This window comes from Pseudomonas sp. DR 5-09 (assembly GCF_001655595.1).
In the GTDB taxonomy this organism is placed as follows: domain Bacteria; phylum Pseudomonadota; class Gammaproteobacteria; order Pseudomonadales; family Pseudomonadaceae; genus Aquipseudomonas; species Aquipseudomonas pharyngis.
The window spans coordinates 3,393,697-3,415,695 of the sequence record NZ_CP011566.1 but is presented as its reverse complement, the minus strand read 5'-3'; the positions used below and the strand labels follow the sequence as shown (position 1 = coordinate 3,415,695).

General features: G+C 59.9%; 17 protein-coding genes. 1 reads left to right on the top strand and 16 read right to left on the bottom strand.

The annotated features are described in order from the left end of the window. Nucleotides 1-74 precede the first annotated feature (74 nt). From PDR5_RS15215 to rfaH, 14 genes are all read right to left on the bottom strand, one after another. Entirely contained in the window at nucleotides 75-1,553 is a 1,479-nt protein-coding gene (locus PDR5_RS15215) for a family 16 glycosylhydrolase (protein ID WP_064596773.1), read from the bottom strand. Further along, nucleotides 1,553-2,608: a UDP-glucose 4-epimerase GalE gene (gene galE / locus PDR5_RS15210; RefSeq protein WP_039768589.1), complete on the bottom strand. Its 1,056-nt coding sequence runs from the start codon at nucleotides 2,606-2,608 to the stop codon at nucleotides 1,553-1,555. The genes PDR5_RS15215 and galE overlap by 1 nt, the downstream gene beginning before the upstream one ends. Nucleotides 2,609-2,637: 29 nt before the next feature. Continuing rightward, nucleotides 2,638-4,056 (bottom strand): oligosaccharide flippase family protein, encoded by a 1,419-nt coding sequence (locus PDR5_RS15205; RefSeq protein ID WP_064596772.1) that lies wholly within the window; start codon nucleotides 4,054-4,056, stop codon nucleotides 2,638-2,640. Nucleotides 4,057-4,069: 13 nt separating this feature from the next. Further along, nucleotides 4,070-5,023, bottom strand: a complete 954-nt coding sequence (locus PDR5_RS15200) for a glycosyltransferase family 2 protein (RefSeq protein ID WP_064596770.1) — start codon at nucleotides 5,021-5,023, stop codon at nucleotides 4,070-4,072. 16 nt (nucleotides 5,024-5,039) lie between these two features. After that, entirely contained in the window at nucleotides 5,040-6,353 is a 1,314-nt protein-coding gene (locus PDR5_RS15195; protein WP_064596767.1) for an O-antigen ligase family protein, read from the bottom strand. Beyond that, the gene (locus tag PDR5_RS15190) at nucleotides 6,350-7,462 is read right to left on the bottom strand and encodes a glycosyltransferase (protein WP_064596765.1); all 1,113 of its coding nucleotides are present in this window, start codon (nucleotides 7,460-7,462) and stop codon (nucleotides 6,350-6,352) included. The genes PDR5_RS15195 and PDR5_RS15190 overlap by 4 nt, the downstream gene beginning before the upstream one ends. Continuing rightward, complete coding sequence (locus tag PDR5_RS15185) at nucleotides 7,459-8,538, bottom strand: glycosyltransferase (RefSeq protein ID WP_064596763.1); 1,080 nt, start codon at nucleotides 8,536-8,538, stop codon at nucleotides 7,459-7,461. The genes PDR5_RS15190 and PDR5_RS15185 overlap by 4 nt, the downstream gene beginning before the upstream one ends. Nucleotides 8,539-8,540: 2 nt before the next feature. Beyond that, the gene (locus tag PDR5_RS15180) at nucleotides 8,541-9,245 is read right to left on the bottom strand and encodes a WecB/TagA/CpsF family glycosyltransferase (protein WP_064596761.1); all 705 of its coding nucleotides are present in this window, start codon (nucleotides 9,243-9,245) and stop codon (nucleotides 8,541-8,543) included. A 13-nt stretch (nucleotides 9,246-9,258) separates the two neighbouring features. Beyond that, entirely contained in the window at nucleotides 9,259-10,599 is a 1,341-nt protein-coding gene (locus tag PDR5_RS15175) for a UDP-glucose dehydrogenase family protein (protein ID WP_064596759.1), read from the bottom strand. 67 nt (nucleotides 10,600-10,666) lie between these two features. After that, nucleotides 10,667-12,058, bottom strand: coding sequence for an undecaprenyl-phosphate glucose phosphotransferase (locus tag PDR5_RS15170; RefSeq protein WP_064596757.1), 1,392 nt, complete (start codon nucleotides 12,056-12,058; stop codon nucleotides 10,667-10,669). 148 nt (nucleotides 12,059-12,206) lie between these two features. Further along, nucleotides 12,207-14,519: a GumC family protein gene (locus tag PDR5_RS15165; RefSeq protein WP_064596755.1), complete on the bottom strand. Its 2,313-nt coding sequence runs from the start codon at nucleotides 14,517-14,519 to the stop codon at nucleotides 12,207-12,209. A 2-nt stretch (nucleotides 14,520-14,521) separates the two neighbouring features. Continuing rightward, nucleotides 14,522-15,055, bottom strand: a complete 534-nt coding sequence (locus PDR5_RS15160) for a polysaccharide biosynthesis/export family protein (protein WP_064596752.1) — start codon at nucleotides 15,053-15,055, stop codon at nucleotides 14,522-14,524. Nucleotides 15,056-15,067: 12 nt separating this feature from the next. Next, on the bottom strand, nucleotides 15,068-16,228 hold the full coding sequence (locus tag PDR5_RS15155) for an outer membrane beta-barrel protein (RefSeq protein WP_064596748.1): 1,161 nt from the start codon (nucleotides 16,226-16,228) through the stop codon (nucleotides 15,068-15,070). Between the two features lie 37 nt (nucleotides 16,229-16,265). Next, nucleotides 16,266-16,802 carry a transcription/translation regulatory transformer protein RfaH gene (rfaH, locus tag PDR5_RS15150; RefSeq protein WP_064596747.1) on the bottom strand — a complete coding sequence of 179 codons (537 nt, stop codon included), beginning with the start codon at nucleotides 16,800-16,802 and terminating at the stop codon, nucleotides 16,266-16,268. A 603-nt stretch (nucleotides 16,803-17,405) separates the two neighbouring features. Between rfaH and PDR5_RS15145 the strand changes: the two genes are divergently transcribed. After that, the gene (locus PDR5_RS15145; protein WP_064596745.1) at nucleotides 17,406-18,383 is read left to right on the top strand and encodes an NAD-dependent epimerase; all 978 of its coding nucleotides are present in this window, start codon (nucleotides 17,406-17,408) and stop codon (nucleotides 18,381-18,383) included. Between the two features lie 27 nt (nucleotides 18,384-18,410). Here PDR5_RS15145 and tspO read toward each other — a convergent pair whose 3' ends face one another. After that, a complete protein-coding gene (gene tspO / locus PDR5_RS15140; protein WP_064600841.1) occupies nucleotides 18,411-18,866 on the bottom strand; it encodes a tryptophan-rich sensory protein TspO in 456 nt (151 codons plus the stop codon). Between the two features lie 58 nt (nucleotides 18,867-18,924). Continuing rightward, nucleotides 18,925-21,870, bottom strand: coding sequence for a PAS domain-containing hybrid sensor histidine kinase/response regulator (locus tag PDR5_RS15135; RefSeq protein ID WP_064596743.1), 2,946 nt, complete (start codon nucleotides 21,868-21,870; stop codon nucleotides 18,925-18,927). Between the last annotated feature and the right edge of the window lie 129 nt (nucleotides 21,871-21,999).

Sequence of the window (21,999 nt, the reverse complement as noted above, 5' to 3'; positions counted from 1 at the left end):
GTGAAAATCGACTCAAGGCGAAAGCTATGACGGTTGGGGCGGCTCATCGTCTGGCCCCAGGCCTGGTGTGAGGGTCAAGGATTGCGTTGCCACATGCGGATGTAATCGACTTCAAAAGTGGAGGGCAGGTCAGCATCGTCGACCACGCCGAACCATTTCCACATGGCCTCGCTGTCGAAGACGATCTGCATGGGGAAAAAGAAATAATGGTTCTTCGATTCTCTGACCAGCACACCATCGACGTACCAGCGCAGGGTATCGGGCTGCCAGTCGAAGCCGTAGACATGAAAGTCGCCGGCCAGCCGCCAGGGACTGGTCCAGGTGCTGCCGTTGGCGATATGTTCGGTGCTGTGCGGCGTGGCCCAGAGGTGGGCGTTCATGTTGTAGGCGCGGTCTGAAAGCGCATTTTTGGTCTTGCCGCCGATTTCAAAGATGTCGATTTCGGTGGCGTTGTCAGTCATGCCCGTCCAGGCCAGCCAGAAGGCGCTGGACGCTGCGGAATTCATGGGTTTGGCCCGCGCTTCGTAGTACCCGTAGAAGCCGCGTTCAAGGGTACGCACCATGGCTGAGGTGTAGTCCTTGAAGCCGAGCTCGACGTACTTTTGTGGCAAGGTTTCCTTGCGAAAGACAATGTTCAGGTTGCCATTGCCGACGCTGGCGTTGCGCTCGGTGAACAACGCCGGCTTGCGGCCCAGCGACTCATTCCCGACGGCATTGTTGACGTGCCAGCGTGTGCGGTCGAGGGTGGTGCCATCGAACTCGTCGGACAGCGTCGTGTTGAGCACCCATTGCCCGGCATTGGCCTGATCGGACAAGGGCAGTTGGGCGTTGATGCGCGTCGGCAATGTCCCTAATGGGCCGACGCGGGTCCAGGTGTCGGCATGCGTGGGGATGGCCACGGACCATTTGTCTGCCAGGTATTGAAAGGCGCGCTGGCGCTCGGCGAGCGAGGCGAATGGACGGTCATACACCAGCACTTCGGCGATGTCGCCGCGAAAGTTTTCCGAGTGACCGACGGCATTGCGCCCGACCCCGTAGGGGCCGATCGGCACGTCGTGCAGTTCCAGCACGGAAACCGTCGGCTCGTACTCCCCGGTTTGCGCCAGGCTGACCGCGAAATTCGGCAGCACGTTGTCGTTGCTGGCGGCCTGCGGGCGTGAACTGAACAAGCGTTGCCAGGGATCGACTCCGGCCTGGTCCGGCAACCGCCGGGACACGATCAGTACGGTCACAGATCCTTTAGCCGTGCGCAGGGCCTGGCCGAGTAATCCCGAGTTGCCGTCGAAGCGCACCACCCCATGGCCATTGAGGCTGTTTCCTATCCACTTTGGCGGTGAGGTGGTGTCAGCGACCGTCGCGTCATTGGCCTTGCCGGATTTGTCGCTCCAGCGCTGGAGCCGGTTCTGCGCATCCAGTGTCATCGCGGATGAGTCGGCCGCGTCCAGCCACAACACGAGGCCGGTGGTCGGTACGGGCGTAGGCGCCTGCGCGGCGTTGCTTGCCAGCGCAACCGAAAACAGCACGGCCAGCAGACATTCCTTGAGCATCGGCATCACTTCACCGCAACGGGTGCCGGAATCTTGAATGACGATTGATACCCCTGCGGATTGCACGACTGCCAGCGCCAGCTATCGGTGATCATCTGTTCCAGGCCGCGTTGCGCGCTCCAGCCCAGTTCGCGTCCCGCCTTGGCCGGATCGGCCCAGCACTTGGCGATATCGCCGAGACGTCGAGGGGCGAAGCGGTAGGGAATGCTGATGCCGGTGATGTCCTCGAAACTGTGGATGATCTGCAGCACGCTGTAGCCGACGCCCGTGCCGAGGTTCCAGAAGTGAATGCCATTGTCGTGCTGCAGCACTTGCAGGGCCTTGAGGTGACCGATGGCCAGGTCGACCACATGGATGTAGTCGCGCACGCAGGTCCCGTCCACGGTGGGATAGTCGCTGCCGTACACCGTGAGTTCGGGTATCCGGCCTATGGCGACCTGGGTCAGGCACGGCAACAGGTTGTTGGGGCGGCCGCTCGGGTCTTCGCCGATCATTCCGCTTTCGTGGGCGCCGATCGGGTTGAAGTAACGCAACAATCCAACGCTCCAGCGCGGATCGGAGTTGCACAGATCCGTCAGCAACTCCTCGATCATGAGCTTGGTGCGGCCATAGGGATTGACCGGTTTGCCGGTGCCGAAATCTTCGGCAATCGGCGTGCGCGTCGGCTCCCCGTACACCGTGGCTGACGAGCTGAACACCAGCCGGAATACGTTATTGCGGGCCATCGCCTGACACAGGCCAAGCGTGCCGGCAACGTTGTTGACGTAGTAGTCCAGCGGCTTGCGCACGCTTTCCTCGACGGATTTGAGACTGGCAAAGTGCACGACGGCGTCGATGTCGTACCGGCTGAAGATATCGTCGAGCAGGGCCGGGTCGCGAATATCGCCCTTGATGAAGTCGACGCGGGTCAGGGTCAGTTGCTCAAGGCGCCGGATGCACTCTCGACAGCTGTTGCACAGGTTGTCGAGCACCAGCACCTTGTGGCCGGCGTTAATGAGGGCCAGAGCCGTATGCGAGCCGATGTAGCCGGCTCCGCCAGTAATCAACGTGGTTTTGCGCATGGTGAGGCCTTCCTGTCTCAGGGCTGAACTCAGCGGGAGGTGAAAACCGATTTGAATTCCTGTGGCCAGTGCGGGTGCAGGGCGCTGTAACCCACGGCATAACTCAGTGCGCCGAGCACGACGCTGCCGATCAAATGCAGGTAACCCTGAAGACCCAGCTGCGGTAGCACCAGCAGCACGGTTGCAGCCATGACCAGGGAGGCGATCACGCTGCGGTAACTGGCTTCGAAAAAGCCGCGCCAGCTGTAGCCGATCGCCGTGTTCAGGCCGCGGATTTGCAACGGCGTGATGACCAGCATGCGCGCCAGCAGAGCGACGGCTGCAGCCATGCCGCCGTACAGGTTGCCGAGGGCGTAGACCAGCGCCAGGGCCAGCGCGGTGGTCAGCACTTCAGCCTTGATCGTGAGGTGGCTGCGGTTGACCGCCACCAGTGCGGTGGTGGCGTACATGGCGCTGTTGCCGATGGCGGCGGTGCAGGCCAGCACTTGCAGCAGCGGGATGGCCTCTGCCCATTTGGCGCCGAAGATCAACAGGATCAGGTCGCTTGCCGTAAGTGCGAGTCCGACGAACAGGGGCGTCAACAGAAAACCGCTGACGGCGGTTGAATCGCCAACGATCCCGATCAATCGCTTGGGTTCTGCGCTGCGCCGGGAGAACGCCGGCAGCGCGTAGCTCAGCAGGCCGTTGTAGATTGCGGTGCGTGGCAGTTCAATGATGCGCATCGCCATGTTGAACATGCCGACAGCGTTCGCCCCGGCGGTGATGCCCAGCACCACGTTGACCCCGCGCTGCAGGGTTTGCGAGCTCAGCGCGTTGACGGCCACCGGTGCGCCGGACTTCAACAATTCGCGCAGGATCGGACCGTCGATGTAAAAAGGGATACGTCGCGGGTCGGCGCGCATCAACACAATGATCGACACCAGTTCCATGATCAGCGCCTGGGCAATGACCGCCCACGCACCCAGTCCCCAAAGCGCAACGGCAATGCCACCGACTCCACCCGCCACTTTGCCCAGCAATGTGCGCGAAGCCAGCATCTTGAAGTTACCGCTGCGGCGCATCTGCGCCACATAGACCCGCGCCATCATGGTGAACAGGATCTTTATCGAGGCTATCGCCGTCATCCATTGCAGCACCGGGTCGGGGGTGTACAGCATGACCGCGCCCGAAATGACGCCAATGCTCGCCAGACTGACCAGCACCGCCGCCCAGTAGGCGGTGCTGATGTGCTCGTCTTCCAGTCGCTCAAGCCGAACCAGCGGGTCTTCGAGCACCGAGGAGTACACCAGACCGATCAACTCGACGATGGCGATGATTACCGTGCCCACACCCAGCTCGGCAGGCGACAGCAGCCTGGCGTAGGCGACAAAGGTAATCATCGACAACAGGATCAGGCCGAATTTCTCGGTGAAGATCCAGGTCAATGTCGTCAGACGGTGGTTGGCCATGGCGGATACCGGATCAATGAGCCGTGGTTGAAGCCGTTGCCTTGCGCAAGGTTCTGGCGCGGGCATACAGGTAGCGCAAGGTCGGTTTGCCGCTGGCGAAGATCAGGGCCTGCCAGGAGCAATCCAGCATTCGCCGGTATACGCCGAGGACCTGGTCATGCTCGCCGCGTCGGGAAAACGCCTCGAGAAAATCGGTGTGGTTGCCCAGCACGAAATCGATCCGCTGCTGCCGCGTCAGTTGCGCGCCGTAACGGGCGAGGTACACCTCGATGAAGCGGATTTTGTTCTGGTAGTACTTTTTCGGATTCGCGGTCATGTTGCCGCCATTGACCGTGCGCTCCAGCAGCACCTCCGGCACCGTGTGGATCTCCCAGTGTTCGGCGATCCGCGTCCACATGAAGCGGTCTTCGGAATAACGCAGGCTGGCGTCGAAGCCGCCGAGCTGCATGATCACGTCACGTTTGACCAATGCGGTGGAGACGCCATTGACGACGTTGGCGTGGATGAAATCGTAGAAATGCCGGCCGTTCTTCAACCGGTCGTCCAGTTGGCGCCTGCCATCGCTGTAGTTGACTTGCGCGTAGCAGTCGATCAGCCCCACCGGTCGACCCTGTTGCGTGAGCTCGTCATACAGTGCCAGCTGTAACTCCAGCTTTCGCGGATGCCATTGGTCATCGGCATCGAGCATCGCCACAAACGTCTCTTTAGAGTGGCGCATCCCATGGTTACGGGCACTGGCCTGACCTTCGTTGGCTTGCTGCAACAGGGTCAGGCGAAACGGCGCGGTGAAGTCTCGGACCCGTTGTGGTCCGTCATCGGTGGACCCGTCGTCGATGACGATCACGTGATCGGGCAGTCGGGTTTGCCGGGCCAGGGAGGTCAGTGTCTGCTCGATGCTGTCGGCGCCGTTGTACATCGGAATGATGACGCACACTGAATCTGCTGAACGGGGAGCTTGGTTGGGCACGGTGATTCTCCTTGGGTTACGCGCGGGCGGAATCGCGCGGTAGTGCGCGGCCCGACGAACGCTGACGCAGCGCTGCCGGTGAGGATTCGGGGTAGGTCGCGTGGTGGTGCCGGAAAGTCAGAGCCAGGGTGCAGAACACCAGAAACTCGGCGGAGCGGTAGTTGGGGATCACGTACGCCACATAATTGGTGACGGCGAACAGACCGATGATGACCAGCGCACTGGCACGAAACCGGGCTGCCTGATTCGCCGTCACGGCGCGGTATTGCTTGAACAGTGCTTCACCGAACATCAACGCCAGCGCCGTCAGCTGAATGAGGCCACCATTGAGCAGGGTCTCCATGTAGCCGCTGTGGGCGTTGCCGATGTAACCCCAGCGGGTGATGAACGCATCGGCATCGGGACTTGCCCAGAAGGCGCCGAAGCCGTAGCCCTTGAGCAACTGGCTGTCGATGAAAGGCGCGAGCAGTTCCCAGATCAGGGTCCGATCGGTCAGTGACGGATCGCGCCCGGCCATTTCCAGCAGCACCGCAAAGTTGCTGTACAGAAACAGGCAAACCAGCAGGTAAAGGAGGGTGCACCCCAGGAACAGCAACTGTGAGCGATTGATGCCCAGGCGGATCATCGTGAGGAAGTACCAGTAGCTGATCGTGCCGGAAATAATCAGCGCTACACCGGTGGCTGACTGGGCAAGCAGGATCGCGACCAGCGAAAAGAATGAGCACAAGAGCGCCCAGCGATTGCGCTGCCGGATCATCGGCAGCAACAGCATGATGGCGATCGCATTGAGTCGGGCGCCGGCATTCTTTTCGGCGAAAACGCCTTTGAACGCGCCGTCGCGAATGCCCCCGGAGAGAAACGCCACTTCAGGCATGACAACGGCGAGCAACAACCCGATCAACGCCGCGATGCCAATGGCGCAGCCGAGCATGAAGGCGATTTTTTCAAGGGAGTAGTTATAGGCAATGAAGCCTGCAAAAAACACCACGCCGAGCAGGGCGATAAACCGCTTGAGACTGAGCATCGGGTCGTGGGACCAGCCGATCGATGCGATGACACAGAGCAGGAACACCAGCAGGAAGAAGTTGCTGCGATAAAAGGTTTTGCTGAGGAACACCTTGTTGCGGATGAAAAAGAACAACGGCACCAGCAGCGTGATGAGGCCGCAGACCTGATTGGCGACATTGCCTTCGAGGTCTTTGTTGATATCGCCGAAGCTCGCGGCACTGCCCAGACCGAGGACAAAGGTAATCACCTGGATGTAGAACAGGATGCCGAACAGCGTGAAGGCGTCGCGCAGTGTCGAATAGCGGATCGTCAGGGGGCTCATGATGACGGGTCTCCAACCAGTGCTTTGAGGTAGGTCTGCACTGCACTGGCACTCATGAATCGTGCGGCCGCATCAAGGCGTGATTGACGCTGCAGATCGCGCGGTATGGACAGTTGCTCGACGATGGCCTGTGCCAGGGCGATCGGATCTTCCACTGCGACCAGCGGGGCAACCACGCCGCCGCCGAGAATCTCCTGAGGACCATGGGGGCAGCGGGTCGCCACGACCGGCGTGCCGGTGGATAACGCCTCGACCAGCGCGTTGGGGCTGCCCTCGAAACGTGAAGACAGCACGAAACAATCGGCTGCGGCCACTTCTGCCAGGGGATCATCGGCATAGCCCGGCAGATCGAAGCGCTCCGCCACCCCCAGCTGTTTCGCCTGTTCCAGCAGTTCGGCCCGGAGTGCGCCTTCGCCAAAAATGATCAGGCGGGCATCGCGATCCGGCAGTGCGGCGAACGCTGTGATCAGCGTGTCGAAACCTTTTTGTGGCGCCAGACGCCCCACGGCGACTATCACCGTGCCGGACTTTTCCAGCAGCCAGCGGTGGCGGGGCGGTCCCGGTGTCTTCTCGCGAAAATCGTTGTCGAGCACCGGGTTGTCGGCAATGGTTACATCCCGGCGTCGGGCGAGTGTGGTGTCGACCAGGTCCTGGGCGACACCGCGCGAAACGCAGATCACCGGATTGGGAATCAGCCGATACAGCAGCGGCGCCACCCGATATGCCATGCGCACCATGAAATCGGGGTTCACGTGCCGGTCATGGGAAAAGGCATTGCGCTCGCTGACGTGTAGCCGGGCCAGCGTGCCGGACAGTGCCGCCGCGATGATCGCCACCACGTTGACGTGGGTGAGGGCTGCCAGTTGGGCGTCAAAGCGATTGTCACGCAGGAATCGCGTCAGTGCCGGCACTGCACGGACGCTGCGCGGGCTGTGCAATTCGACTTTTTTCACACGTGGGTCGAGATGCGCTGCGTGAAGGCCACCGCCGGTGAGCATCAGCAATGTCACGTCGTTGCCTGCATCCACCAGCGCTTTGGCCAGGCGCGCCATCATTTTTTCAGCACCGCCGGCGCTGAGGTCATGGAGGATGATCAGTAACTTTTTCATTGATTCCAGACCTGATAGTACGCCTGCGCCGCGTACTGACTGGTGTACGGTCGCAGGGTGGCAGTGAGCGTCTCTTCGCCGGGGGCGATGGCATGACCTGAGGTCAGGTTGCGCAGCATTCCCTCGGCCAGTGCCTGTACGTCGTTGACGATCACCAGTTGACCGAGTCGGCCGTGGTCCAGCAGTTCTCTGGGCCCGGTCTCGCAATCGCAGGCCAGCACCGGCGTGCCCAGCGCCAACGCCTCGATCAGCACGGTCGGCATGCCTTCTTGCAGCGAACTCAGAATGAACAGTCGGGCGTGCCTGAGCACGGGATAGGGATTGCTCATAAACCCGCTGAAATGCACCCGTTGTGCGATACCCAATTGCCTGGCCTGGGTGACCAAGGCTTCGCGCAACGGGCCATCACCGACGATCACCAGATCCGGCAGCGCTGCGCTGCGCAGCGCCAAGGCGTAGGCATCGAGCAGCAGATGAAACCCTTTGGGTTCGACCAGACGCCCCAGGCTCAGCCAGTAGTTGCGGGGCAATCCGGCCGGCCTGGGCGCCTGGGCGGCTTGAAACAGTTGGTCGGTGACGACGGCGTTGGGGCAATAGCGGATGCGCTGCCGGCCCCATGGCACGGTGTCGGCGAGGGTCTGACGCAGAGCCGAGGAGACCGTCACTACTTTGCCGCTGCCACACAGGTACAAGGCGTAGAGCAGACGCAGGCTTGAGGGGCCGGTTTTCTGTTCGCTGCAATCGAGTGTCGCATGGCGGCTGTAGATGACCTTGCAGGCACTGCCCAGGGTGGCGAACCACGTGCAGAGGTTGGCCTGCTCCTTGGCGGAAATGAGATGGGTGACACCTTCGTGCCGTATGAGCCGGCGCAGCAAAACGATGGACTTGAACAGGCCGACGAGGCCGTTGCCGCCACCGCTGTAGGATTGAATGTCCCGGGCGTCGGGCATGTCTGCGTTCATGACGAAAAAGCTCACGCGCCGGCCGTCCTTGAGAAACTGCTCGGACAGCCGCTGCTGAACGCGCTCGACGCCACCGCCGGGCTTGAAATCCTTGAGGATAAACAGGATGTGCATGGTCATTCCTCAACCTTGATGGCGACTTTGTGTCGAACGATCATGTTCAGCAGGTGCAGGAAGTTGCTCGGGTAATCGATGAGGTAGCGTTTGATCGTGTGGGGCTCGCGGTACATGCGATAGAACGCGCGCAAGTGCAGGCGATTGATCAGCGCCGGGTAGTACTGCCGCGTGGCCAGAGCTTCCTGGCGGATGAACCCGCCACAGCTGAAGGCGACCCCGCGAAAGCCTGCGCGCAGGGCATCCTGCTCGAACTGCTCTTGCCGTCCGGCGCCCAGGCCGACGATCAGAATGTCCGCTGCGCTGCGACAGATGTCGTACCGAATGTCTTCGGCCTGGGCAGCGTCGAAATAGCCGTTGTGATAGCCGGCGATGCTCAGTTGCGGATAAAGGCTCTTGATCTTGCTGATGAACAGGTCGAGTTCGGCTTGTCGGGCGCCGACGAAATAAACCCGTTTGCCCTGTTGCTCGGCGCTGCGCAGCACAACGTCGGCTATCGAGGTGAAGTCGAAGCTGACCCGGCCAATCGGTCTGCCGGTGATGCGAGACATGAAGGTCGACATCAGCATGCCGTCGCAAAAATAGGCAACGCTGCTCGGGTTTTGCTCGAAAAAACTGCCGATCGAGGCAAAGTTGATGAAGGAATAGGCCTGGTTGGCCTCCAGCAATTTCGCCGAGTAGTGGCCGACTATCTCCAGTTTGAACATGGCGCGGCTCCTCTCAGAGAACTGAAGGGGTCTGCCGACCCACGGAGACGTAGGTGAACCCACGTTTGCTCAAACGCTGCGGATCGAACAGATTGCGCCCGTCGAAAATCAAGGGCTGTTTGAGCAACCGGCTGAGCTGGTCGAAGTCCGGTGCCCGAAACGATTGCCACTCGGTGACGATGATCAGGGCGTCGGCATTTTTCAGCGCCGCTTCCTTGGTGCCTGTCAGGGTCAGGTCATCGCGCGAGCCGTAAAGGCGCTGGGCCTCTTCCATGGCTTTGGGATCAAACGCCTGCACGCTGGCGCCGGCTTGCCACAAAGCCTCCATCAGTACCCGGCTGGGGGCTTCGCGCATGTCGTCGGTATTGGGTTTGAAACTCAGCCCCCACAGGGCAAACGTCTTGCCGCGAAGGTGGCCGTCGAAGTGATCGAATACCTTGCGATAGAGGCTGGCTTTCTGTTCCTGGTTGCGCGCCTCCACGGCCTTGAGCACCCGGGCGTCGATGTCGACACCGTCGGCCGCCTGTATCAGCGCTTTCACGTCTTTGGGAAAACACGAGCCGCCGTAGCCCAGACCTGGGTAGATGAACTGGTAACCGATGCGCGGGTCGGCGCCGATGCCGTGGCGCACTTTTTCAATGTCGGCGCCGAGCCTTTCGGCGAGGCAGGCCATTTCGTTCATGAAGCTGATCTTGGTCGCCAGCATGCAGTTGGCGGCGTACTTGGTCAGCTCGGCGCTGCGAACGTCCATGACAATGATTTTTTCGCGGCTGCGATTGAACGGTTCATACAGTTCGCGCATGACCTCTTCGGCACGCGGACTGTCGGTGCCGATGATGATCCGGTCCGGGCGCATGCAGTCTTCGACCGCGCAGCCTTCCTTGAGAAATTCCGGGTTTGAAACCACGTCGAACGTCAGATCGCCGCGACCGTTGTCGGCCAGCACCTGCTCGATACACGCGCGAACTCGGTCCCCCGTACCGACGGGCACGGTGGATTTGTCGACGATGATCTGGTGCCGATCCATGTTCAGCGCGATGGTCTGCGCCACGCTCAGCACGTATTGGAGATCCGCCGAACCGTCTTCGTCGGGCGGTGTGCCGACGGCGATCAACAGCACATCGCCATGGTGAACGGCGTCCACCAGGTCTGTGCCGAACCGCAGCCGGCCGCTTTGGTAGTTGTCGCGCACCAGGCTTTTCAGGCCCGGTTCGTAGAGCGGCAGCGTGCCCTCTTTCAATGCCTCGACCCTGCCGGCGTCGACGTCGACGCAGAGCACGTTGTGCCCGACCTCGGCCAATGCAGCACCCTGGACAAGGCCTACGTAACCAATACCGAATACGCTCACATTCATGGTCGAACCTCAGATCGTGGTGACGGTTATCAACGGTCGGGCAGGGGACGGCAGAGTTGGGGCGGGCTTAGTAGATGTTTTTCGAGAACAGGGTGAAGGGGGTCTTGATGAGGATTTTGATGTCGAGCCACAGCGACCACTGGTTGATGTAGTTGAGGTCCTGGGCGACGCGCAGCTGCATCTTTTCCACGGTCTCGGTTTCGCCACGATGGCCGGTGATCTGGGCCAGCCCGGTGATCCCCGGCTTGAGGCGATGCCGGGCCATGTAGGCGCGCACCTTGCCGGTGTAATAAAGGTTGTGGGTGACGGCATGCGGACGCGGGCCGACCAGGGCCATGCGGCCGGACAGCACGTTGAACAGCTGTGGCAATTCGTCGATGGAACTGCGGCGCAGAAAACCACCGATCGGCGTCAGGCGATCATCGTTGCGGGTGGCCTGCCGAACCTGCTGGTCGTCGTGGACGTGCATCGAGCGAAACTTCCAGACCTTGATCACTTCGCCGTTGCAACCGTGACGGTTCTGCTTGAACAGCACCGGGCCGGCGGAGGTCAGCTTGACGGCTATGGCCACCACCAGCAGCACCGGGCTGAGCAGAATAATCGCCAGGGCGGCAAGGCTGCGTTCAAACAGATCCTTGCAAAACAGGCTGGCAGGGTGCGAGCTGATCAGGCTCTCGTTGAGGTAGATGGCCGGCATTCGCTCGATTTCCGAGATCGAATGGTTGAGCAACACCATGCTGCCGAAATCCGGGATCCACACCACGTCGACGTTCATGTCCAGCAGGTCGATGTAGAGGGCTTCGATGGTGGCGGCATGGGCCATCGGCAGCACGATATAGACGCGGCGCACTTCCTGGCCCGTGATGATCTCGCGGATGGCGGAAACGTGGCCGAGCAACGGCAGAATGCTGGGGGCAGGGCCACAGCTGTCCTCGGCGGCAATGAAGCCCAGCACCAGCGCGCGGTTCGGTCGGGACAGTTTTTTCGCCAGTTCATGGGCCGTCGGACAGGTACCGATGATCACCGAACGGCGTCCGTTGCAGACCTTGCGCGAATACAGGCGGGCCAGGTAATGCAGGGGCAGAAAGCTCAAGGCCTGAACCACGAAACCCAGCACCGCCCAGACCATGATCACCTGGCGTGAATAAATGGCGCTGGTCTGGGTGAAGAACGCAATCGCCGCCAGTACGGCCAGCAGGGTCAACCACCCGGCCAGCAATCTGCCGAGCCCGACCAGCAGGCCATGGCGCTTGTGGTAGACCTGCATCACGCTGTAGATCGGCACCGAGCCGAGCACCGTCAGAATGATCAGGATGCGGTATTCACTGGTCAGACTGCCGACGCGCCAATGCACGAGCAATATCAACAGCGCCGTCACCAGCGACAGCGCGCAAAGCCACTGGCCCCAGAACGTCAGGCCTCGGCGGTGTGTCATGTGAGCGGTATAGAGCGATGTCATGGGCTTAACCTCGAGACAGCATTCATGCATCAGCGCGAATCGAGCAGGCACGGCGTGCCTCCCGATGGCTTTTCCGTAGCTCGGCGGAGGTGAAGCGAGTGGTGCGTTGGCAGAGGAGGGCGTAGCGGCGGGCGTGCGCGCCCGATGGTTACCTGGGCGCGAAATCGTAGTTATAGAACGCCCGGGAGTGGTGGTAGCCGTACTTGCGCGCCTTGCGCAGGTCGACCTGGTTGAGCACCGTGCCAAAGACCGGCACATGGCTTTGTTGCAACATGGCAATCCCTCGCTGAACCTGGCTGATCGACGTGCTGTCAGCCTTCACGACATAGATCACCGCGTCCGAATGTTTTGCCAGCAGCAGCGCGTCACTGATCATCTCCGCTGGGGGAGAATCGATGATGATGTGGCGATAACGTGACCTGAGCGCTTCGAGCATGCGCGCCATGCGCGGCGAGCTGAGCAAATCCTGTGGCGGTGGCTGAACCGGGTTGAGCGGATCGCCAGGGGACGGCAGGCGTGGCGCAACGAACATATCCAGCGACGGCGGCAAGACCTTCCCGGCCGGCAGCATGTCCAGATTGCCCACTGAAACAATGCAGTCTTCAAGTCTGGCCGTTCCGGCAATGACATTCGCCAGTCCGGGGCTGTCCGGCGGAAAATCGAAGTTCAGCGACAGGGTTGGCTGACGCATGTCGGCATCGATCAGCAGCACGCGTTCCAGCGGTGTCAGCGAACTGGCGAGGTTGGTGGCGATGGTGCTTTTACCCTCGCCGGCAACCGTGGAGGTCACGAGCACCACTTGTGACGGTTTTTCGCTGCTTTGCAACATCAACCAGGTGCGCAGGTTGCGAATGGTCTCGGAAAAGCGCGGGTTGTCGTTGTCCTCGAACAGGCGTGCCAGTTGCCGGCGACTTTTCTTTATCACCAGCGGCACGACGCTGAGCAGTGGAACATTCAACACGCTCTCGATCGATTCATCGGTTTTGAAGGTATTGCTCAGACTCTCGAAGAGCAGTGCCAGCCCGACGCCGATGACTGCAGCAATCAACCCGACGATCGCGACAATCAATGTCTTGCGCGGTTTGCTCGCGTCGACGGGAACGATGGCCGGGTCGACGATGCGCACTTTCGTCGAGTCCATGTCGGCGGTGGCCGTGGTTTCTTTCAGGCGGGTGACGAAGGTTTCATACAGCGCGCGCGTGCTGTCGACTTCACGCTGGAATTCGCGCAACTGGAACTCTTTGCGCGCGATGTCCTGGATCTGCGCCTTGTTGCTGTTGAAGGATTGACGCAGCGACGCTTCACTCGCCGTGGCGAGCTGGTATTGCCGCTCGATACCGGCCACCACTTGCTGCACCTGCAATTGCAGACTGGTGGTGGCGGTGCGCAACTCGGTTTGTGCGGAGATCAGGCTGGGGTGCTTCGGACCATAGCGCCCGGCCAGTTCATCAACCTTGGCCTGGGCCACCGCGCGATCGGCCTGGAATTTCTGCACCAGAGGGTTGCTCAAGACCGCCGGCACGCTGGACAGTCGGCTCAGATCGCCGTTGCCCAGGGCTTTCGCCTGCCGGTACTCGCTCTCGGCTTCAGCGCGGTTGCGTCGGGCGTCGACCATGCGATTGCCGGTCATTTCCAGTTCGTTGGCGCTGATGGTGGCAACGCCGCCAACATCCACCAGACCTTGTTCTTCGCGGTAACCCTGGAGTTTTTTCTCGGCCGCCCGCAGGTTGTCGCGCAGCTTGATCAGACGTGTGTTCATCCAGGCCGTGGTGGTTTGCGACGATTTCTCGCTGGTATCGAGCTGGCTGTCGGTAAAGCCCTGAGCCAGTGCGTTGGCCGCCGCCGCTGCCAGAACAGGGTCTGGCAACTCGACTTCGATTTCGAGCAACTGGCTTTTGCCAACGAACTTGACGCTGGTGTGCAGCATGAGGTTCTGCGTGACTTGATTGAAGACGTCTGCTTCAGTGAGTGGCTCTTTCTTTTGCGGTAGATATCGACCTAACCCCGGGATCCATTGATCAAGGTCCAGATCGGCCAGCCATTGGCGCGGCGCAAACCAGGACTTTGGCTGCTGGCGCGGATCGGTGACCGGATGAGTCGTCAGCCCGAGTTTTTTCACCGCGCGTTCGGCGAGGTCTCGCGATTGCAGGAGCGCCTGCTGAGTCTGCAAGTAATCTGTGGCGTTGCCGCCTGAGTCCTTGACTTGCTGGAACGACATCAGCGGAGGCGTTTTGTCGTTGAACAGCAGGGTGGTGCTGCCAATGTATTGCGGCGTGATATTGGAGACCACCACGGCCGCCAATACGCAACTCAGCAGCACAAGCCAGCCGATGCGCCACTTGGCGCGCCAGATGATCCTCCACAGATTGAGCAGATCCAGGGTGTCCTTGTCGTCGGCGTGCTGCGGATGCAGATGCGCTTGAAGAGGACGTTCGACGTAGTTGCTTGGGCTGTTGTCCATGATCAGAAAAAGCCTTGTGCAATGGAAATGGTATCGCCGGGGGCAATCGTGGTGTTGCGCGTGACGTTATCGGTCACGGTCGCGCCACCATCACCGCGCAAGATGGTCACTCGCTTCATCGAGGCCCGCTCGGTCAAGCCACCGCCCAGTGCAATGGCTTTTTCCAGTGTCAGTCCGGGCACGAACGGATAGCTGCCGGGCTTTTTCACTTCGCCATTGATGTAGAACGAGCGGTATTCAATCTGGCTGAGACTGACTTTCGGGTCGATCAGATAACCCTGCTTGAGCCCGTCGACGATGATTTTCTCGACCTGGCCGGGGGTCAGTCCCTTGGCGGATATTTCGCCGAGAAACGGGTAGGAAAAGGTGCCGGCATCACTGAGCCGGATCTTTTTCATGCTCAATTCCGGCTCACCGAAAACGATGATTCGCAACACGTCGCCGGCAGCGAGTTTGTATTGCGTATCGGGATCTGCCGCATAGGTGTGGGGCAAGAGACACAACGCGAACAAAAGGACAAGTGTGCGAGTGTTCATGTCGAGACCCTCTTAAAGGCTGACGTTGAAGCTGATCTGAAACACGTTGCGGGTGAAGCTTTCATTGTCGGCATCGGAATCGTTGTCGCGGTATCGATAACCCAGTTCGATATCCAGCCAACGGCGCATGGCGTACACCACGGCCAGGTTGTAGTCCTGAAGATTGTCGGTACGGCTTTGGCCTTCGTAGACATAACGCCCATAACCGGCCTGGGCCACGGTAGTAATCCGCTCAGTCCAGCCGTGACGCCAGCCGACCTGGGTGAAGGTCGACTTCACAGCATCAGCGCCGTCATCACCCTCGGCGAGGGCCTGGCGAGCGACGAAGGTGAATGTCGAATAGGTCCGCGGTTTCCATTGCAGATCGACTTGCCAGGTCGGGTTGTCGAGGTCTTTGGATTCGCTGTTGTCGAAGTTCTTTTTCTCGTAACCGACGCGGACTTTACCCGTCGTGCGTGCCGTGAAATCCCATACGGCACCGGCCATGACGGCGTCGGATTTACTGCTGCGCGGGCTGTTGGCCTGCTGGTAATCAAAGTCGGTGTGGTTATATTCGACAAGACCCCGGGTGTTGCTGCTGATGCGGTGATACCAGGTGCTCGTCAGGGCAGTGGTATTGCGTTCCTTGTCGTCGTTGATGCCATCGGCGTTGTCGTAGCGCAGTTGTGCGTAACTGGCCCCGAGATCGATTTGGTTGTCAGCGCTTTTCGCCCCGAAGGTGTAGAGACCGCCCACCCGTTTGTTGTTGAGCTTGTCGTTGATGCCTTCGACCGCCGTCGATTCCGTGCGCTCCCATTTGCGGTACTCGGCGTCGAGCTTCAGACGATGCCGGTCAGTAAACTCCATGATGCTGTCGGCACGCACGCGTTGTGCCGTGTTCGAGGCATCCGACTCGTCGTGATAAATGTAGCGAGTGGGTTGCCAGATCAGTCGCGTGGCACTGTTGCGATCCTCGGCCTTGAGCTCGAAAGAAGGCGCCAGCTTGGTGACCATGGAGGACTGTTTGCTGTTTTCCAGTTCGCGAAAGTTGTCGTCATAACTTTCCGAAAACAGGAACGATGGCGTGAAGTCGAATCCATACACATCAATGGCTTGCGGATTGATGCTCCAGGCCATTTCGGGATAGAGACAGGCCATCATCAGTGCGACGGGGCATCGTGACTTCAAAGCCATGTTATAGCTCCTGAGCAAGGGCATATAAGGCAAGTCGTTAGTTGTAGGGGTGAAAACCGGCTTGTTGTCGTTCAATCACGCTCAATGGCAGGCAGACAGGCTGCTCACGGTTGAGAAACTGCAGGAGGATCATCACGCGGTCGGTTCCGTGCAATCCGAGGAACACGCCCTCCAGTGGCGCGAGCGGGCCGCTGACAATCTGTAGATTCTCTCCGGGTTTCAGCGCTTCATCCGGCCCCGACGTCATTGATTCGATGCAACGCGTACGCAGATGCTCGATGACGTGCTCAGGCACTGTCGCGGGACCATGATTGAATTCGACAAAACGACTGACCCCTCGGGTGGAACGCAAGGGTGCCCAGTTGTCTTCACGACTGAGTTGGATGAACAAATATCCAGGAAAGAGGGATTCGTGCACTCGCTGGCGTTTTCCGCGAATAATGCGCTCGCTGACGAGTTGGGGATGAAAGACCACGTAATTCTGTTGAAGCAGATTGAGATGAGCACGCTCATCCTGACGTGGCTTGCATTGCAAAAGGTACCAATTTGGGTGGTCCGAGCTGATGACTGGCATGCTTGTAAACTCTTTGATGATCGAAAGTTTATGGCAGGCAGAAGCTCTATTGAGGGCTAAGTAAGGGCTGTCAGCGAAAGTGCTTTTTTATTATGGGTTATTGAAGTGTTTCAAACATGAATCACAAAGTGTTTCATTGGTGTGCATCGAGCAGTGAAGTTTCGCTCTGTTATGCGCCACCTCTGGAGGAATTATCGGTTCAACTTTTTAGAAGGCAAAGCTACCGCACGGTCTGTTCATTCAGGCTTAAGGTTAGGTAACTAAGTAGTTGTCCCTGAAGCGACAGGGCGCGAGTAAGTGACTGCTCGCGCCCTGCAAAAAATCAACCTTGGTAGTTATCGGCCAGTCTTTCTGGTCTGTCAAACGTTAGCAGTCAAAAAACACGCCATCCATCCAGTAATGCTTTTGCCGATGGATAACTAACTGTTTTTTAATGACTTATTCTTTTGGCTGAACGGTAGAAACTTTTTCTGCCTGTTATGGTCGCGACTATTATTTAGATCGAAAGCTTTCCCCACTATTGGGTGCTGTTATAAAACCTGGACTGAATAAGTCATCCAGCGCTATAACTTATCGCCTGTCGGCTTGTGTGGAGCAGGGATTATGACCGTTCTTGTTACAGGCGCTGCGGGCTTTATCGGCTATCACGCGGTCAAACGATTGGCGCAGCAAGGCCAGGAAGTTGTCGGTATCGACAACCTTAACGATTACTACAGTGTGGATCTCAAACAGGCGCGGCTTGAACAGTTGAGCAGTCTGCAGAGTTTCAGTTTTGAAACACTGGATATTGTCGACAAGCCTGCCTTGATGGCGTTATTCAAAGCGCACGATTTCACCGAGGTGGTGCATCTGGCCGCTCAGGCGGGTGTGCGCTATTCGCTCGACAACCCGGATGCCTATGCGCAATCGAACCTGGTGGGGTTTCTGAATGTGCTGGAAGCCTGCCGACATTATCCGCCCGCGCATCTGATCTACGCGTCGAGCAGCTCGGTATACGGGGCCAACAGCAAGTTGCCCTACAGCGTCGATGATGCGGTCGAGCACCCTGTCTCGCTGTATGCCGCCACCAAGCGCGCCAATGAGCTTCTCGCCGACAGCTATTGCCATCTCTACGGCTTGAAGGCCAGCGGCCTGCGCTTTTTCACGGTTTACGGGCCCTGGGGCAGGCCGGATATGGCGCTGTTCAAATTTACCGAAGCCATTCTTCAGGGACGACCGATCGACATCTACAACCAGGGTCAGATGGCGCGGGACTTTACTTACGTCGATGACGTTGTCGAAAGCATCGTCCGCCTGTGTCCGAAACCGCCAGCGCCGGAGAAGGAGGCGAGTGGCGTCAACCGGATTTTCAACCTGGGGCGCGGCAAACCGGTCGCGTTACTGGATTTCGTCGACTGCCTCGAACAGGCACTGGGCATAAAAGCCCAGCGCAATCCATTGCCGATGCAGGCCGGCGATGTCATCAAGACCTGGGCTGATGTTTCGGCATTGGAACAATGGATCGGGTTTTCTCCGCGAGTGGAAGTTGCAGAGGGTGTGGCGCAGTTTGTGAGTTGGTATCGCCAGTACTATCGGATTTGAGCGGCGCTTCATGCGCCTGTAGTACGGTCATGAGCCGAGACCCACCCGGTTGTTGCGCATGATCGAAAAATTAAGCGCCGCAGCGACACACAGCCAGGCCAGATAAGGAAACAGGATCAACCCGGTGATCACATCCAGGCGCAGGGCCAGGACCACCATCACGGCGACGACCAGCCACAACAGTACGAGAATAATCATCGCGGCAACGATCCGCTGCGCGCCGAAGAACACAGGCGTCCACAGTGTGTTCAGCGCAATCTGCGCCGCCCACAATGCCAGCACCTGTTCGCTGCCGGGAATCATGGTCAAGCGATAGCCGACCCAGGCCAGCAGCAGGTAGATCGTCGTCCAGGCCACCGGAAACACCCAGTTGGGTGGCGTGAACTTCGGTTTGTTGAGCTGCGCGTACCATTGGCCGGGCTTGAAAACCATGCCGGTGGTTGCCGCCGCACCGCACGCGATCAGAAAAATCAGGAAAGTCACCATTTCACACTCCTTGGCCGCAGCCCGTTTGCCTGGTTTGTTCCGCCGCAGCGGTCGTTCATTCGGATCTTGAGCACATCAGTTCACTGACCCGCGCCACCAGCGTGTCGACCGCGAAGGGCTTGGTCAGCACCTGCATGCCCGGGCCCAGTTGGGCGGCGCCGATTACTGCGTTCTCCGCGTAACCGGTAATGAAGAGGGTCGTCAGGTTCGGGCGGATCTCCCGGCCGGCGTCGGCCAGCTGCCGACCGTTCATGCCACCCGGCAGGCCGACATCGGTGATCAGCAGGTCGATATGCACGTTTGATTGCAACACTTTCAGCCCGGCAACGCTGTCGCCCGCCTCAAGCAAGTTGTAGCCGAGATCGCCAAGCACTTCGGTCAGCAGCGCGCGCACCGTGGGTTCGTCGTCCACCACCAGAATGGTCTCGCTGGCCTTGGGCACCACCGCCGGTGCGATGTGCTTGTCATCGTGGCCCTGCACGGGATCGCCACGGTGACGAGGCAGGTAGATGCACATCGTGGTGCCCCGGTCGACCTGGGAGTGCACGCGCACCTGGCCGCCGGACTGTTTGGCGAACCCGTAGATCATCGACAAGCCCAGCCCTGTGCCCTGGCCCAGCGGTTTGGTGGTAAAGAACGGGTCAAAGGCCTTGGCGATCACATCCGCCGACATGCCGGTGCCGGTATCGCTGACGCACAGGCACACATATTCACCCTCGGGCATATCCAGCGCGCCGGCGGTCTCGGCGTCCATGATGCGATTGGCCGTTTCGATGGTAATGCGTCCACCGTCGGGCATCGCATCGCGGGCATTGATGCACAGGTTGAGCAATGCGTTTTCCAGCTGACTGGCATCGACCAGCGTTGGCCAGAGCACGGGCGAACCGATGGTTTCCAGGAGAATGCTCGGGCCCACGGTGCGCTGGATCAGCTCGGTCATGCCGGTCATCAGTGTGTTGACGTCGGTCGGTCGTGGATCGAGGGTCTGGCGTCTGGAGAATGCCAGCAGGCGGTGGGTAAGGGCCGCGGCTCGCTTGACCGCGCCCTGTGCGGTCACCATGTACTTGTCGACTTCGTTCAAACGGCCCTGATTGATTCGCGCGCCCATCAACTCCAGTGCGCCGGAAATGCCGGCCAACAAGTTGTTGAAATCGTGAGCGAGGCCTCCCGTCAGTTGGCCGACCGCTTCCATCTTCTGCGACTGACGCAGTTTTTCCTCTGCCTGCATCAACTCGGCGGTGCGCGATGAAACCCGCTGCTCGAGGGTGTCGTTGAGCGAACGCAACGCGGCAAGAGCCCGGTCGCGCTCTGCCTCGACGGTGCGCCGCTCCTCGACGTCGATCAGCACGCCGGGAAAACGCAGGGGAACTCCGTCATCTGCACACTCAACGCGTCCGTTGGCTTCGATCCACTGGAATCTGCCGTCCTCGCGCCGTACACGGTACTGATGGGAATAGGCGCCACCGCGGCCAATGGCTTCGTCGATTGCCATGGTCAGGCTATCGCGGTCGTCGGGGTGCACGCTGGGTATCACTTGTTCGAGGCTGAGGCCTTCGCGCCCCAGTGCCGGGTCAAGGTTGAACACCTGGGCGAAGCCTTCGTCGATGGCAAAGCGGTCGGTCAGCAGGTCCCAGTGCCAGGTGCCGATGATGGCGCCCGCGGCAAGGGCCAGTTGCACTCGTTCGACGTTTTCCCGGGCAATTGCCTCGCTGGCGCGCAAGCGTTCCTCGGCGGCGCGCCGCTCGGTGACGTCGTTGAACAGGATCGCGATCTGCCGGTCGGCCGGATCGCCGACCCGCACCGCGCGTACATCGAACCAGCGTTCAAAGGTATTGGCGTAATTTTCGAAGTTCGCCGGTTCCCCGGTCTTGGCCACGTGGCCGTAGGTTTCGAACCAGAAGCGTTCAAGATTGGGCGCGAACTCGGTGACCCATTTACCGCGCAGGTTGACCCCGCACTGGCGCTCGAACGCCGGGTTGGCCTCGACGAAGTAGTAGTCGACAGGCTCGTCGTTGGCGTCGAATTTGACTTTGACGATAGCGAACGCCGACTCGATGGTTTCCAGAATGGTACTGAAGCGTTCCTCACTCTGGCGCAGCGCCGTTTCGGCACTGCGCGAGCGCGTCAGGTCAAGCATCGCGCCGATCATGCGTTCGGCCTGACCGGCGGGATTGCGGATCAAGTGGCCGCGATCGAGCACCTCGGCGTAGGAGCCGTCCTGACAGCAGAACCGATACTCCGCGCTCCATGTCGTGCCGTCGCCTTCGATGGCGGCGCGGATCGATGCCTGCACCCGCGCCTGATCCTGCGGATGGATCCGCGCGAATCGCCAGTCGCCACTGGGATCAACATTCTCCAGCGGGAAACCGTACGCCTGTTGCAACGCCTGGTTCCAGATGATCTGGTTGGTTTGCAGGTCCCAATCCCACACCGCATCGCTGGTCGCCTTGACCGCCAGTCGATAGCGCTCCTGGGTTTCGGTCATGGCGCGTCCGAACAGATGCTCCTGAGTCCGGTCGCGGAGAATTTTCACGAAACCCAGGTGAGTCTGGTCTTCATCGTAAAGCGGCATCAGCTCGCCCGAGGCCCAGAATCGCTCGCCGTTCTTGCGCAAATGCCAGCGCTCATCGTAGGCACGGCCGGCACAAAGGGCGCGCTGCATTTCCTCTTCTACACGGCCGGCAGCGCGATCTTCAGGTGTGAAAAAGCAGGCCGCGCTCTGGCCGCGAACCTCTTCGGCGGACCAGCCCAGCACGTTGGTTGCGCCGCAGTTCCATTCCGTGATGTATCCGCCGAGGTCAGTGACGACCATCGCGAAATCCACTGCACTCTCGAAAACCGCGCGCTGCCGCGCCTCACTACGAGCGAGCGCGGCCTGACTGGCGTGCAGTCGCGCCGTGATGTCGCGCTCATTGTCGACTTCAGTGCTCTTGAGCGCGGCGCGTAATCGCTTGACCTCGGACTCGAGCGCTTCGCGACTAAGGTGTTTGAGGGTGTCCATCTCACCTTCTTGGTCATGTTTTTCATGGGGCGGGTAAGCCCGTCAGGTGCAACCATCAGCGCGAAGCGGTGTGGCTCTGTGGTTGCTCATCCGTTGACAGGTTGCGTCGTCGTTAAGTTTCACTGATGA

Coding starts and splice junctions, on each gene's coding strand:
- PDR5_RS15215 (WP_064596773.1), bottom strand. CDS start 1,553: ATGCCGATGCTCAAGGAATGTCTGCTGGCCGTGCTGTTTTCGGTTGCG.
- galE (WP_039768589.1), bottom strand. CDS start 2,608: ATGCGCAAAACCACGTTGATTACTGGCGGAGCCGGCTACATCGGCTCG.
- PDR5_RS15205 (WP_064596772.1), bottom strand. CDS start 4,056: ATGGCCAACCACCGTCTGACGACATTGACCTGGATCTTCACCGAGAAA.
- PDR5_RS15195 (WP_064596767.1), bottom strand. CDS start 6,353: ATGAGCCCCCTGACGATCCGCTATTCGACACTGCGCGACGCCTTCACG.
- PDR5_RS15190 (WP_064596765.1), bottom strand. CDS start 7,462: ATGAAAAAGTTACTGATCATCCTCCATGACCTCAGCGCCGGCGGTGCT.
- PDR5_RS15185 (WP_064596763.1), bottom strand. CDS start 8,538: ATGCACATCCTGTTTATCCTCAAGGATTTCAAGCCCGGCGGTGGCGTC.
- PDR5_RS15180 (WP_064596761.1), bottom strand. CDS start 9,245: ATGTTCAAACTGGAGATAGTCGGCCACTACTCGGCGAAATTGCTGGAG.
- PDR5_RS15175 (WP_064596759.1), bottom strand. CDS start 10,599: ATGAATGTGAGCGTATTCGGTATTGGTTACGTAGGCCTTGTCCAGGGT.
- PDR5_RS15170 (WP_064596757.1), bottom strand. CDS start 12,058: ATGACATCGCTCTATACCGCTCACATGACACACCGCCGAGGCCTGACG.
- PDR5_RS15165 (WP_064596755.1), bottom strand. CDS start 14,519: ATGGACAACAGCCCAAGCAACTACGTCGAACGTCCTCTTCAAGCGCAT.
- PDR5_RS15160 (WP_064596752.1), bottom strand. CDS start 15,055: ATGAACACTCGCACACTTGTCCTTTTGTTCGCGTTGTGTCTCTTGCCC.
- PDR5_RS15155 (WP_064596748.1), bottom strand. CDS start 16,228: ATGGCTTTGAAGTCACGATGCCCCGTCGCACTGATGATGGCCTGTCTC.
- rfaH (WP_064596747.1), bottom strand. CDS start 16,802: ATGCCAGTCATCAGCTCGGACCACCCAAATTGGTACCTTTTGCAATGC.
- PDR5_RS15145 (WP_064596745.1), top strand. CDS start 17,406: ATGACCGTTCTTGTTACAGGCGCTGCGGGCTTTATCGGCTATCACGCG.
- PDR5_RS15135 (WP_064596743.1), bottom strand. CDS start 21,870: ATGGACACCCTCAAACACCTTAGTCGCGAAGCGCTCGAGTCCGAGGTC.